The sequence below is a fragment of the Stenotrophomonas sp. PAMC25021 genome (assembly GCF_004795795.1).
Lineage (GTDB): Bacteria > Pseudomonadota > Gammaproteobacteria > Xanthomonadales > Xanthomonadaceae > Stenotrophomonas > Stenotrophomonas muris.
On the sequence record NZ_CP039255.1, the window covers coordinates 3,940,929 to 3,954,222 of the forward strand.

At 67.1% G+C, this 13,294-nt stretch carries 9 protein-coding genes; 7 read left to right on the forward strand and 2 right to left on the reverse strand.

Annotated elements, in window-relative coordinates; translation table 11 throughout:
• Positions 1-183: 183 nt before the first annotated feature.
• Positions 184-2,979: a glycoside hydrolase family 3 C-terminal domain-containing protein gene (locus E5790_RS18280; RefSeq protein ID WP_111205929.1), complete on the forward strand. Its 2,796-nt coding sequence runs from the start codon at positions 184-186 to the stop codon at positions 2,977-2,979.
• A 98-nt stretch (positions 2,980-3,077) separates the two neighbouring features.
• On the opposite strand, the gene E5790_RS18285 is transcribed toward E5790_RS18280, so the two are convergent.
• Complete coding sequence (locus tag E5790_RS18285) at positions 3,078-3,974, reverse strand: LysR family transcriptional regulator (RefSeq protein ID WP_014647501.1); 897 nt, start codon at positions 3,972-3,974, stop codon at positions 3,078-3,080.
• Between the two features lie 105 nt (positions 3,975-4,079).
• On the opposite strand from E5790_RS18285, the gene E5790_RS18290 reads away from it, so the two are divergent.
• The 3 genes from E5790_RS18290 to E5790_RS18300 all read left to right on the forward strand — a co-directional run bounded on the left by E5790_RS18290 (position 4,080) and on the right by E5790_RS18300 (position 7,951).
• A complete protein-coding gene (locus E5790_RS18290) occupies positions 4,080-5,438 on the forward strand; it encodes an MFS transporter (RefSeq protein ID WP_049440944.1) in 1,359 nt (452 codons plus the stop codon).
• Entirely contained in the window at positions 5,438-5,824 is a 387-nt protein-coding gene (locus E5790_RS18295; RefSeq protein WP_049440941.1) for a DUF4440 domain-containing protein, read from the forward strand. Before E5790_RS18290 ends, E5790_RS18295 begins: the two co-directional genes overlap by 1 nt.
• Positions 5,825-6,040: 216 nt before the next feature.
• Positions 6,041-7,951, forward strand: coding sequence for a CocE/NonD family hydrolase (locus E5790_RS18300; protein WP_014647498.1), 1,911 nt, complete (start codon positions 6,041-6,043; stop codon positions 7,949-7,951).
• 741 nt (positions 7,952-8,692) lie between these two features.
• Here the strand turns inward: E5790_RS18300 and E5790_RS18305 are convergent.
• Positions 8,693-9,646, reverse strand: a complete 954-nt coding sequence (locus tag E5790_RS18305; RefSeq protein WP_049407541.1) for an AraC family transcriptional regulator — start codon at positions 9,644-9,646, stop codon at positions 8,693-8,695.
• 394 nt (positions 9,647-10,040) lie between these two features.
• Here E5790_RS18305 and E5790_RS18310 point away from each other — a divergent pair, with 394 nt between their 5' ends.
• The 3 genes from E5790_RS18310 (at position 10,041) to lldP (ending at position 13,262) form a co-directional block, all read left to right on the forward strand.
• Positions 10,041-10,799 carry an SDR family NAD(P)-dependent oxidoreductase gene (locus tag E5790_RS18310; protein ID WP_111205576.1) on the forward strand — a complete coding sequence of 253 codons (759 nt, stop codon included), beginning with the start codon at positions 10,041-10,043 and terminating at the stop codon, positions 10,797-10,799.
• Between the two features lie 129 nt (positions 10,800-10,928).
• A complete protein-coding gene (locus E5790_RS18315; RefSeq protein ID WP_014647495.1) occupies positions 10,929-11,381 on the forward strand; it encodes an MgtC/SapB family protein in 453 nt (150 codons plus the stop codon).
• 222 nt (positions 11,382-11,603) lie between these two features.
• Entirely contained in the window at positions 11,604-13,262 is a 1,659-nt protein-coding gene (gene lldP / locus E5790_RS18320) for an L-lactate permease (protein WP_032957705.1), read from the forward strand.
• Positions 13,263-13,294: the final 32 nt, after the last annotated feature.

Below are 13,294 nucleotides of genomic sequence, written 5' to 3' on the forward strand. Positions count from 1 at the left end.
TGGGTCGCCCTGCGCGGCCCGGGCAGGCAGGTTGTCACGCCGGGAGGAGGGTCCCGCGCGCAGACCGGCCCGTCCATCGGCCTGCGGGGCGTTGCCTGGCAACCCCTGCGCGGCATGAACGCTGCACCCTTCGGCGGCACTTTCCCTGGACCGATTGCCTTGGCAACGGAATTACGCCTGCCGATGAAAACGTTTACAAAACCGCTTGCACTGTCTCTGGCCCTGTCTGCCGCACTGGCCGCTCCGGCCTGGGCCGACCCGACCGCGTTCACTGTGCTGACCCTGGAACAGGCGCCCCACGCCGAGGCGATGCCGGCGCTGGCCGCGCAACTGAAGAGCCTGAAGGTGGACGCGGTGAGCGTGCGCCAGGTGCAGCGCGGCATCGGCCAGGTCGATCCGCTGCAGGTGCTGGCCGATGGCCTGGGCTACGAGTACCGCTTCATTGCCGCCGGCAAGGACGATGGCCAGACCCAGCGCGGCCAGGCTGTTCTGACCCGGCTGCCGATCGCCGCTGAATCCGGCCCCGACCAGCCGGGCCTGAACTACCTGCGCCTGGACGACGGCCGCCACACTGTGGCGGTCTATACCGATGCCGGTGCAGGTGCGGCGCAGCTGCCGGCGCTGGTCACCCGTTCGCGGCTGGGTGCACCGGCGGTGCTGCTCGGCGCGGTGGCCGGTGAATCGGCCAAGGCCGCAGGCTTCGATCCGGCGCGTGTGGCGCTGGAAGCCGATGCCAGCTATTTCAGCGACGGCTTCCAGGCCGCCAGCAGCGCGCCGTTCAAGGTGGAAGGCAGCACGCTGCGTGCCACCCTGCTGACCCTGGCCTATGCCGCCGACAAGCACGGCGACACGCCGTGGATGGACACCACGCTCAACGCCGATGCGCGCGCTGCGCTGCTGCTGAAGGCGATGACCGAGGATGAGAAGTTCCAGATGCTGCACAGCTACTTCGGGCTGGGCAAGGACGGCGGCCCGCTGCCGGAAGGTGCGGTCGGTTCGGCCGGCTTCGTGCCGGGCGTACCGCGGCTGGGCATCCCGTCGCAGCAGTCGGCCGACGCCGGTGTCGGCGTGACCAATCCGGGGGGCATCCGCCCGGGCGACTTCGCCACGGCGATGCCATCGGGCCCGTCCACCGCATCGAGCTGGAACCGCGAAGTTGCCTTCGCCGGTGGCGCCACGATGGGCCGCGAGGCGTGGCAGCAGCGCTTCAATATCCTGCTGTCGGGCAGCGTCAACCTGCAGCGTGACCCGCGCAACGGCCGCAACTTCGAGTACGCCGGCGAAGACCCGCTGCTGGCCGGCTCGATGGTTGGCGCGCTGATCCAGGGCGTGCAGAGCCAGCACGTGATCTCCTCGATGAAGCACTTCGCGCTGAACGACATGGAGACCCGTCGCAACTTCCACGACGTGCGCATCGGCGAACAGGCCATGCACGAGTCGGACCTGTTGGCCTTCGAGATCGCGCTGGATGCCGGTCGCCCGGGCGTGGCGATGTGCTCGTACAACAAGATCAACGGCACCTACGGCTGCGAGAACGGCTACCTGATGAACCAGGTGCTGAAGCAGGAATGGAAGTTCCCCGGTTTCGTGATGTCCGACTGGGGTGGCGTGCACAGTGGCTCGAAGGCTGCGCTGGCCGGCCTGGACCAGCAGTCGGCCGGTGAGGTGTTCGACGCGGCGGTGTTCTTCGATGAACCGCTGCGCCTGGCCGTGCATGGCGGCGTGGTGCCGCAGGCGCGCCTGAACGACATGGTGGCGCGCATCCTGCGCACGATGTTCCTGCATGGCAACTTCGACAACCCGCCGCAGCACCAGAAGGTGGATGCCGAGGCCGGCTTCGCCGTTGCCCAGCGCACGGTGGAGGAGGGCAGCGTGCTGCTGCGCAATGAGGGCAACCTGTTGCCGCTGGCCGACAGCGTGAAGCGCATCGTCATCATCGGCGGCCATGCCGACAAGGGCGTGATCGGTGGCGGTGGTTCATCGATGGTGGGCGTGACCGCCAAGGGCACCAACGCGGTGCCCGGCGTGATGCCGACCACCTGGCCGGGCCCGGTGATCTTCCATCCGTCCTCGCCGCTGGAATCGCTGCGTGCGGCGCGCCCGGACGCGACTATCACGTATGTGGATGGCACCAACGCCGCTGCTGCGGCCAAGGCGGCCGCGCAGGCGGATGTGGCCATCGTGTTTGCCACGCAGTGGGCTGCCGAATCGGTGGACCTGCCGGACATGCAGCTGCCGGACAACCAGGATGCCCTGATCTCGGCAGTGGCCAAGGCCAACCCGAAGACCGTGCTGGTGCTGGAAACCAACGGCCCGGTGCGCACACCGTGGCTGGCGCAGGTGCCGGCGATGCTGCAGGCCTGGTACCCGGGCATCCGCGGTGGCGAAGGCATTGCCGCACTGCTGACCGGCCAGGTCAATCCGTCCGGCCGCCTGCCGGTGACCTGGGTGACGGACGAATCGCAGCTGCCGCGCCCGCACATCGACGGCCTCGGCTTCAAGCCGGCCAAGCCGTTCGGTGATGTGTTCGATTTCGATATCGAAGGCGCCAACGTCGGCTACAAGTGGATGGCGGCCAAGGGCCTGACCCCGACCTTCGCCTTTGGCCATGGCCTGTCCTACACCTCGTTCGCCTATGACAACCTGAAGGTGAGCGTGGAAGGTTCGCGCCTGGTCGCCAGCGTCGACATCCGCAACACCGGCAAGCGCGCCGGTGCCGACGTGGCCCAGCTGTACCTGAAGCTGCCGGCCGGCAGCACCACGCCGATCCGCCTGATCGGCTATGACAAGGTGACCCTGCAGCCGGGCGAACAGCGCCGCATCCGCATCGAAGCCGAGCCGAAGACGCTGGCCCACTACGATGCACAGGCGCGCCAGTGGAAGATCGATGGCGGCACCTACCAGGTGCAGCTGTCGCGCAACGCCGCCGAACCGCTGCAGACGGTGGACGTGCAGCTGGTGGAGCAGGTGCTGCGCTGAGGCTTGAAGGCACGGCCCGCAAGGGCCGTGCCTGAAAAAGGGGACGGAGGGGATTAAGTCGTTTATGCATAAACGACTTAATCCCCTCCGTCCCCTTTTCATATGGCGAACCACCCGCGCAGGAAATCGATCAGCTGCCGCACCTTCGGCGAGGGCTGCGTGCTGTGCGGGTAGACCGCGTACACGCTCTGCTGCGGGAAGCGGTGCTGGCGCAGCACCGGGCGCAGGCGGTCCTGGGCCAGGTCGTCCTCGATCAGCCAGCGTGGCAGCACGGTGACCCCGGCGCCGGCCACGGCGAAGGCGCGCAGGCTGCTGGCGCCATCCACGCGCACCACTGCATTGCCCGGGTTGGTGGCAAACAAGGCGTCGCTGCCGTCGGGCGCGACCACCGGCACGTCGGCCAGGCGCGGGTAACCCAGGCGGGGCAGGGTGCCCAGTTGCACGGGGTCGTTGGCCGCATCGGCAGAGGGCAGGCGTGCCAGCAGGGACGGAGCCGCCACCGCGCACAGCGGGTGCCGTTCCAGTTCACTGGCATGCAGGCCCGAATCGGGCAGACGGCCGAGACGGATCGCCAGGTCGAAGCGCTCGGGAATCAGGTCTGCCGGCGCGGGAGACGTGGACAGATGCAGCTGCAGGGCCGGATGCCGCGCACGGAAGGCTTCCAGTGCGGGAATCAGGCGAAGCTGCGCGTACTCCGGGGTGGTGGTCAGGCGCAGCACACCCTGCAGCTGGTGCTGGTCGCGCCGCGCGGCATCGATTGCCGCCTGCGCGGCATCCAGCGCCTGTACGCAGTGCTGCAGGAACTGTTCGCCAGCGTCGGTCAGGGCCAGGTGGCGGGTACTGCGCAGCAGCAGGGTCACGCCCAGCTCCTGCTCCAGCCGCTTCAGGTTGAAGCTGACCACCGCACGGCTCAGGCCGAGCCGATCGGCCGCTGCGGTCAGGCTGCCGGCCTCGACCACGGCACGGAAGATATCGAAGCGATCGAGGCTGACCATGGCGATTCATTGTCAAAACAGATTTGACAGTGTTGCAGGTGTTGTCGTGTTTTTCCAACAAAGCCCGGACGGCATGCTGGACGCTTCCTTGCTGGAGCGCCGCCGATGCCGTCCCCCCGCCTGCGCCATGAGGCGATCTTCCTGCTGGTGTTCGCCCTGGATCTGGTCAACATGTTCATCGCCACGGTGGCCTATCCGGCACTGGCAGCGGAACTGCACGCTGATGTCGGTACCCTGGCCTGGGTGGGCACCGCCTACATGCTGGGCCTGAGCGTGGTGATTCCGCTGGCGCCCTGGTTGGCCGCGCGCTGTGGTGAGCGTCGCCTGCTGCTGGTGGCGTTGCTGTTGTTCGCGGTTGCCGCTGTGCTGGCCGGCGCCGCACCGGGTATCGGCTGGCTGCTGGGCTGGCGCCTGCTGCAGGGGCTGGCCGGTGGCCTGCTGATTCCGGTGGCACAGGCGGCAGCGTACCGACAGTGCACGCCGGACCAGCGTGGCGCGCTGACCCGCCGCATCCTGCTGGTGGCGCTGCTGGTGCCCGCACTGGCGCCGGCGCTGGGCGGGTTGCTGGTGCAGTGGTTGTCCTGGCGCGGCGTGCTCTGGGCCAGCCTGCCGTTGGCGGTGGTGGCGATCGGCCTGGTGCTGGCCTGGATGCCGGCCGATGGCGCGCGCAGTGCGCCGCGCCTGCAGGCCTATGCGCTGTCCACCGCGATGCTGGCGCTGGGCGCGCTGCTGCTGGCGCTGACCTGGCTGGGTGAACCCGGCCATCGGGCCGCCGGTGCCGTACTGCTGTTGATCGCAATGCTGTTGGCGGCGGTCCACCTGCGGCATGCACGGCAGCAGGCGCAGCCCCTGCTGCGCTGGTCGCTGCTGTCCCATCGGGGCCTGCGCCTGGCGATGCTGGTCTATCTGGCAGTGCCCGGTGTGTTCATCGGCAGCCAGCTGGTCAGTACCCTGCAGCTGCACCAGGCCGGTTACAGCGCGGCACGCATCGGCGCGTTGATGCTGCCCTGGGCGCTGGCCTCGGCCATTGCGATCACGGCCAGCAAGCGCCTGCTGGCGCGCTTCGGCCCGGCCACGGTACTGCGTACGGGCATGCTCCTGCAGGCCAGCGGCCTGCTGTTGATGGCGCTGCTGCCGCAGCCGGCCTTCGCGTTGGCCGGGCTGCTGTTCGCGCTGATGGGCGCCGGCGGCAGCCTGTGCAGCAGCACCGCGCAGACGCTGGCCTTCCATGGGGTCGAGGGCGAAGCATTGGGCGATGCCAGCGCACTCTGGAACCTCAACCGCCAGCTCAGCTTCTGCCTGGGCACCGCGGCCATCGCGCTGCTGCTGGCATTGGCCATGCAATGGCTGCCGGCCCACGCCACCGGCATGGCGCTGGGTCTGGCCGCGGTACTGACCCTGCTGCCGATGGCGCTGCTGCGCCGGCCGCAGTTGCTCACCCTTTCGCAACCGGAGAACATCTGATGGATACCACCGCAGAACATGAAATCCACCACCTGCACGACAAGCTGCAGGCCTGGTTCCGTGCCGATGTCGGCGCCGATGCGCTGGAGGATCTGATGGCGCACTTCAGCGCGGACTTCAGCATGGTCGGCATCGCGGGTCGCCGATTGGATCGGCAAGCCGTGCAGGCGTTGTTCGCGGGCGGTCACGGCGCGCGCCCCGGGCTGCGGATTTCCATCGACGCCGTGCACGCGGTGGAAGCGCCTTCACCGCTGGCGGTGCTGCGCTATCGCGAAGGGCATTCGCTCGATGGCGGCACGCCTGCATGGCGGGAGTCACTGGCGGTGCTGCGGCAGGAAGAGGGTCGCTGGCGCTGGCTGGCACTGCATGAGGTGGTGGTGGCCTGATGTTGTAGAGCCGAGCCTACGCTCGGCTGCTCTTCGGGTAGGTCGCGGCGGTCTGAGCCGAGCGTGGGCTCGGCTCTACAGGACGCACTGCTCCCACATTGGCCGCACATGTGCCATCAGTCCTGCCTGCATCCACCGCAGAATGCAAAGCCCGCACACACTTCATGGCTCGGGGCAGGAGTAGGCTTGGAGCTTTCCTGCCGGGAGGGGTTGTCCATGCGTGTGCGTGCCGTCGCTGTAGCCATTGCCCTTTGCCTGTCCAGCGCCGTGCTGGCCGCCGATACCCCGCCGATGACCCCGGACATCAGCGGCAAGCCCTTCGTTGCCCCCGATGTCGGTCGTGACTACGACAAGCGCGTGGTGATGGTGCCGATGCGTGATGGCACCAAGCTGTATACGGTGATCGTGGTGCCCAAGGGTGCCCGCAATGCCCCGATCCTGCTGACCCGCACCCCCTACGACGCTGCTGGCCGTGCCAACCGCAGTGACTCGCCGCGCATGCGCGACCTGCTGCCACAGGGCGACGAGGTGTTCGTCGACGGCGGCTACATCCGCGTGTTCCAGGACATCCGTGGCAAGTACGGCTCCGAAGGCGATTACGTGATGACCCGGCCGCTGCGCGGGCCGTTGAACAACACCAGGGTGGATCACTCCACCGACGCCTGGGACACCATCGACTGGCTGGTGAAGAACGTGCCGGAGAGTAACGGCAAGGTCGGCATGCTCGGCTCGTCGTACGAGGGTTTCACCGTGGTGATGGCGCTGACCGACCCGCACCCGGCACTGAAGGTGGCCGCGCCGCAGAGCCCGATGGTCGATGGCTGGATGGGTGACGACTGGCTCAACTACGGTGCGTTCCGCCAGGTCAACTTCAACTATTTCGCAATGCAGACCGAGAAGCGCGGCAAGGGCACGCCGCTGCCCAGCCTCGGCTATGACGACTACAGCACCTTCCTGCGCCTCGGTTCGGCCGGTGACTACGCGCGTTTCACCGGCGTGGACCAGCTGACCTGGTGGAAGAAGCTGGTCGAGCACCCGGCCTATGATGGTTTCTGGCAGGGCCAGGCGCTGGACGCGGTGATGGCCAAGACACCGTTGAAGGTGCCGACCATGTGGCTGCAGGGCCTGTGGGACCAGGAAGACATGTGGGGTGCCAACCACGCCTACCAGGCGATGGAAGGGCGCGACAGCGGCAACAACCGCAACTATCTGGTGATGGGCCCGTGGCGGCACAGCCAGGTGAACTACGGCGGCAGCGAGCTGGGTGCGCTGAAGTTCGATGGCGATACCGCGCTACAGTTCCGTCGCGATGTGCTCAAGCCGTTCTTCGACCAGTACCTGGTGGATGGCGCGCCGACGGCCGATACGCCGCCGGTGCTGATCTACAACACCGGCGAAAACCACTGGGACCGCCTGAAGGGTTGGCCGCGCAGCTGCGACAAGGGCTGTGCCGCCAGCAGCAAGCCGCTGTACCTGCGCGCCGGCGGCAAGCTGGCGTTCCAGGCACCGGCGGCGGGCGAGGGGGACTTCGAGGAATACGTGTCCGACCCGGCCAAGCCGGTACCGTTCGTGCCGCGCCCGGTCCGCTTCGGCGACCGCGACATGTGGACCACCTGGCTGGTCAAGGACCAGCGATTCGTTGATGGCCGCCCGGACGTGCTGACCTTCATCACCGAACCGCTGACCGCGCCGCTGCGCATTGGCGGCGCGCCGGTGGTGCACCTGCAGGCTTCGACCAGTGGCACCGACAGCGACTGGGTGGTGAAGCTGATCGACGTGTATCCGGACCAGGAAGCGTCGACGCCGGAGATGGGTGGCTACGAGCTGCCGGTGTCGCTGGCGATCTTCCGTGGCCGTTACCGCGAAAGCTTCAGCGATCCGAAGCCGCTGGCCGCCAACCAGGTGCTGCCGTACCGCTTCGACCTGCCCAACGCCAACCACACCTTCCAGAAGGGCCATCGGGTGATGGTGCAGGTGCAGTCCAGCCTGTTCCCCCTGTATGACCGCAATCCGCAGACCTACGTGCCGAACATCTACCTGGCCAAGCCGGGCGATTACCAGAAGGCCACGCAGCGGGTCTGGCACAGCGCAGCGCAGGCCAGTTACATCGATCTGCCGGTGTATTGAGGTTGATGAGTACGCCGGGTGCGCGATGCCCGGCGGCGGTAGTGCCGGCCGCTGGCCGGCATCCGCGACGGCGCGAGAGCGTGTCGACCAAGGTCGACACCTACCGGGGCTGAGTCATGACATGTCGAATCGGGCGGCTTTGGTAGTGCCGGCCGCTGGCCGGCATCCACGACGGCGCGAGAGCGTGTCGACCAAGGTCGACACCTACCGGGGCTGAGCCATGGCATGTCGAATCAGGCGGCTTGGGTAGTGCCGGCCGCTGGCCGGCATCCACGACGGCGCGAGAGCATGTCGACCAAGGTCGACACCTACCGGGGCTGAGTCATGGCATGTCGAATCAGGCGGCTTTGGTAGTGCCGGCCGCTGGCCGGCTACCGCGACGATGCAGGAGCGTGTGGACCAAGGTCGACACCTACCGGGGCTGGCCATGACATGTCGAATCAGGCGGCTTTGGTAGTGCCGGCCGCTGGGCGGCATCCGCGACGGTGCAGGAGCGTGTGGACCAAGGTCGACACCTACCGGGGCTGAGTCATGGCATGTCGAATCAGGCGGCTTTGGTAGTGCCGGCCGCTGGCCGGCTACCGCGACGATGCAGGAGCGTGTGGACCAAGGTCGACACCTACCGGGGCTGAGCCATGGCATGTCGAATCAGGCGGCTTTGGTAGTGCCGGCCGCTGGCCGGCATCGGCGACGGTGCAGGAGCGTGTCGACCAAGGTCGACACCTACCGGAGCGGGGATCCTCACCCCACCTTCGAGGGGCCCGTACGCCAGCGGCTGGGGACCAGACCGAAGCGCTTGCGGAACGCGGCGGCGAAGTTGCTGGGGTGGCGGTAGCCGCTGGCGGCGGCGGCCTGCTCAACCGTCCATCCGTTTTCGCGCAGGCCCTGTTCGGCATGGCGCATGCGCTGTTCATGCAGGTAGTCGAACACCGAACTTCCATACTGCTGGGCAAAATGGCGGCGCAATGAGCTCGGGCTCATGCAGGCCAGCCGGGCCAGCTCGACCAGGCTGTGTGCATGGCTGGGGTCGTCATGCAGGTAACTGCGTACCCGTTCCAGGCGCTCGCGCTGGCCGGCACGCAGCGTGCGCACCGGGTCGGTCTGCAGATCCTCGGCCTGCAGGCCGAGGGCCAGCAGCTGCAATGCCACGCCTTCGCGCCACAGCGCGTCGATGCCGTCCTGCCACGGGCTGTCGAACAACTGGCCCAGCACCGGCAGCATGGCGTGGGGAATGGCCCAGTGGCGGCATTCCAGGTGCGTGCCAAGCGCTTTTTCCAGCTGTGGCATCTGGAAAACATCCGCGTCGATGCCACCCGGCACGATCACGCTGACCCCGCGCAGGCGCGTTTCGCCGGGGTGCGCGCCGGTCATCTCGATCTGGTCGCGATGGTGGGCGGTCATCGCGGTGCCGGCACGCAGGGTGAAACTTCCGCGTCGCGGGATACGCACGTCGACCTGACCCTGCAGCATCACGCGGATGGCGAGCCCGGGCCGCTGTTGCGCGGTCGCCACATAGGGGAACCGGTTATGCACGTCGGAGGCGATCAGGCTCATGCCACCGCGCATGAACTGTTCGTTGACTTCGCCGCGGCCGGCCCACTGGTCGTCGCGCAGGTGTTCCGGATCAGCGCGGTAATCGAAGCCGTGGCGTTGGCCGAAGCGGCGGTAATCGGCAAAGGTGAAGTATCGGGACATCGCTCGGCACGTACAGGAGGGGAGGCGCTGGCACCATGGCCCATGTGCTGCCCCGCGTAGCGGGCAGCCTGGAAGGCCGGAAAACGCCAGGTTGGAAAAAATGTGTCGAAGAAACTGGAAACGTTTCCCATTGTCGCTGCGAATCATTCGCAGGGGATTTGAATACGGTCAAACCGATTGGTCATTACGGCCAAGTTGAACGGGGTGCCGGACATACGCCAGCGTTTTGCCGCTATATCCGTACTTGATTCCCTACATGAACTTCGGTTGAGGTTTCATTGCTGGAACGATCATCCGCGGACAGGCTGTTGGTCTGCTCGTCACAGCGGCCGGCGTAGGGTGATGGATTGGCGGCCGCGCGCCGCATCGCTACCCCCACCGATGGAGAATGCAGATGATTGATTACCAGCTGACCGGCAAGACCGCGATCGTGACCGGCGGCGTGTCGGGCATCGGCCTGGCCGTGGCACAGACGCTGGCCGCATCCGGTGCCCGTATTTCGGTCTGGGACCTCAAGCAGGATGCGGTGGATGCCACCGTGGCGCGGTTGCGCAGCACCGGCGCACAGGCCATCGGCATCGCGCTGGACGTCACCGACGATGCAGCGGTGGAGGCGGCGGTGCAGCGCACGGTCAAGGAACTTGACGGCCTGCATGTGGCGGTCAACAACGCCGGTATCGGCGGGCCGGCGGCCAGCAGCGGCGACTATCCGATCGAGGGCTGGCAGCGGGTCATCGACGTCAACCTCACCAGTGTGTTCCTGTGCCAGCGGGCGCAGATCCAGGCAATGCGGGCCGCTGGAACCGGCGGCAGCATCATCAACATGGCCTCGATCCTGGGCCAGGTGGGCTATGCCGGTTCCACCGCTTATGCGGCGGCCAAGCACGGCGTGGTCGGGCTGACCCAGACCGCCGCGTGGGAACATGCGGCCGACGGCATCCGTGTCAACGCGGTGGGTCCGGGTTTCATCAGCACACCGCTGCTGGAGAAGATGGACCCGAAGGTGCGCGCCACGCTGGAAGGACGGCACGCGCTGAAGCGGCTGGGCACGGCCGAGGAAGTGGCGGCATTGGTGGCCTGGTTGGCCAGCGACGACGCCTCGTTTGCGACCGGCGCGTACTACGCCATCGATGGTGGCTACCTGGCGCAGTGATGCGTTGAACGCAGGGTGCGGTGCCGCCGGGTGTCGCCCGGCGCTACCGGGTGAACGGACTGTGGCGTGGCCTTCACCTCTGTGCCACGGGGGCCACGCGACGCTCCGGGAAAACCCCGGAGCTTGACCATGGAACTCACCCAGGATGTCTCGATCCTGCTGCGCGTTGCCGCAGCGATGCTGTTCGGCGGCGTGCTCGGCGTCGAGCGCGAGATGGGCAAGCACGCCGCTGGCCTGCGTACGCACATGCTGATCGCGGGGGCCGCTGCGCTGATCGTCGGCCTCGGCGACTCGGTGGCCGAGCATTTCCAGCAGGAGCGCTACCGCGACCTGCTGCAGGTCGATCCGGTGCGCCTGATCGAAGCGGTGGTGGCCTGTGTCGGCTTCGTTGCCGCTGGCACCATCCTGCGTGGGTCACGCGAGGACCAGGTCAGCGGCCTGACCACGGCCAGCTCGCTGATCATGGCAGCGGCCATCGGGATTGCGGTGGGGATCAGCAAGTACGTGATCGCCATCGGGGTGAGCGTGCTGTGCGTGCTGGTGCTGGCGGTGATGCGGCGGTTGGAGAAAAGGATTCCGTAGGGAAGGGCTAGTTGCCGGCCAGCGGCCGCCACTACCATGAGAGCCGTATGGTCGGACCAATATGAAGTCTAGCCCTATGGTCTAATAGGAACTTCGTCGGAGCGGCGGTTAAATCCGCTGCAAGTGGTCTGATCGAAATCATTATTGGTACGACCAATAATCGACAGCCACGGCGACCCACCGCCTGCGGTGGAGCACATCCCGCCCCAGTCGAGAGCCTTCATGCAGCCCTGGCAACACCTGTACGACCCCGCCGGCAACCTGTGGTTGTCCAGCCTGATCGCGCTGCTGCCGATCGCGTTCTTCTTCGTTGCCCTTGCGGTGCTGCGCATGAAGGGCTGGCTGGCCGGCACGATCACCGTGGCCATCGCGCTTGGCGTGGCCCTGTTGTTCTACCGCATGCCGTTGAGCCAGGCGCTGGGCGCGGCCGGTTTCGGCTTCGTCTACGGCCTGTGGCCGATCGCCTGGATCATCATCGGCGCGGTGTTCCTCTACAAGGTCTCGGTCAAGACCGGTCAGTTCGACATCATCCGCGCCTCGATCCTGTCGGTGACCGAAGACCAGCGCCTGCAGATGCTGATGGTTGGTTTCGCATTTGGTGCCTTCCTGGAAGGCGCGGCCGGCTTCGGTGCGCCGGTGGCGATCACGGCGGCGCTGCTGGTCGGGCTGGGCTTCAAGCCGCTGTATGCCGCCGGCCTGTGCCTGATCGTCAACACTGCGCCGGTGGCGTTCGGTGCGATGGGCATTCCGATCATCGTGGCCGGGCAGGTCACCGGCCTGGATGCATTCGAGATCGGCCAGATGGCCGGCCGCCAGCTGCCGTTCCTGACTGTGATCGTGCTGTTCTGGATCATGGCCATCATGGATGGCTGGCGTGGCATCAGGGAAACCTGGCCGGCGGTGCTGGTGGCCGGTGGCTCGTTCGCCATCGCGCAGTACCTCACCTCGAACTTCATCGGCCCCGAGCTGCCGGACATCACCGCCTCGCTGGCGTCGCTGGTGTGCCTGACCCTGTTCCTGCGCCGCTGGAAGCCGGCACGGATCTTCCGCTTCGATACCGAAACCAGCGCCGAGGCGGCCGCGCAGGCACTGGAGGCACCACGCTACAGCGTCGGCCAGATCGCCAAGGCGTGGTCGCCGTTCCTGATCCTCACCGCGATGGTCACGCTGTGGAGCATCAAGCCGTTCAAGTCGCTGTTCGCGGCAGGCGGCCCGTTGGAAGGCTGGGTGCTCAAGCTCCCGGTGCCGGGCCTGGACCAGAGGGTGCAGAAGATGCCGCCGATCGTCGACGCGCCGCTCAGCTATGAGGCGATCTACAAATTCGACTGGTTCTCGGCCACCGGCACCGCGATCATCCTTGCGGCGGTGATCGCGATCATCGCACTGCGCATGCCGGCCCGCTCGGCGCTGCAGACCTTCGGCGAAACCGTGCGTGAGCTGCGCATGCCGATCTACTCGATCGGCATGGTGCTCGCCTTCGCCTTCATCGCCAACTACTCGGGCCTGTCGGCAACACTGGCGCTGGCATTGGCGCACACCGGCGATGCGTTCCCGTTCTTCTCGCCGTTCCTGGGCTGGCTGGGCGTGTTCCTGACCGGTTCGGATACCTCGTCCAATGCGCTGTTCTCGGCGCTGCAGGCCACCACCGCGCAGCAGATCGGCGTATCCGACGTGCTGCTGGTGGCGGCCAACACCACCGGTGGCGTTACCGGCAAGATGATCTCGCCGCAGTCGATTGCCATTGCCTGCGCGGCGGTCGGCCTGGCCGGCAAGGAGTCGGACCTGTTCCGCTTCACCGTCAAGCACAGCCTGATTTTCACCACGATGGTCGGCCTGATCACCCTGGCCCAGGCCTACTGGCTGACCTGGATGATTCCCTGAGCCATGCATGGCTGGCCGACCACCCGCTGTGC

Coding starts and splice junctions, on each gene's coding strand:
- E5790_RS18280 (WP_111205929.1), top strand. CDS start 184: ATGAAAACGTTTACAAAACCGCTTGCACTGTCTCTGGCCCTGTCTGCC.
- E5790_RS18285 (WP_014647501.1), bottom strand. CDS start 3,974: ATGGTCAGCCTCGATCGCTTCGATATCTTCCGTGCCGTGGTCGAGGCC.
- E5790_RS18290 (WP_049440944.1), top strand. CDS start 4,080: ATGCCGTCCCCCCGCCTGCGCCATGAGGCGATCTTCCTGCTGGTGTTC.
- E5790_RS18295 (WP_049440941.1), top strand. CDS start 5,438: ATGGATACCACCGCAGAACATGAAATCCACCACCTGCACGACAAGCTG.
- E5790_RS18300 (WP_014647498.1), top strand. CDS start 6,041: ATGCGTGTGCGTGCCGTCGCTGTAGCCATTGCCCTTTGCCTGTCCAGC.
- E5790_RS18305 (WP_049407541.1), bottom strand. CDS start 9,646: ATGTCCCGATACTTCACCTTTGCCGATTACCGCCGCTTCGGCCAACGC.
- E5790_RS18310 (WP_111205576.1), top strand. CDS start 10,041: ATGATTGATTACCAGCTGACCGGCAAGACCGCGATCGTGACCGGCGGC.
- E5790_RS18315 (WP_014647495.1), top strand. CDS start 10,929: ATGGAACTCACCCAGGATGTCTCGATCCTGCTGCGCGTTGCCGCAGCG.
- lldP (WP_032957705.1), top strand. CDS start 11,604: ATGCAGCCCTGGCAACACCTGTACGACCCCGCCGGCAACCTGTGGTTG.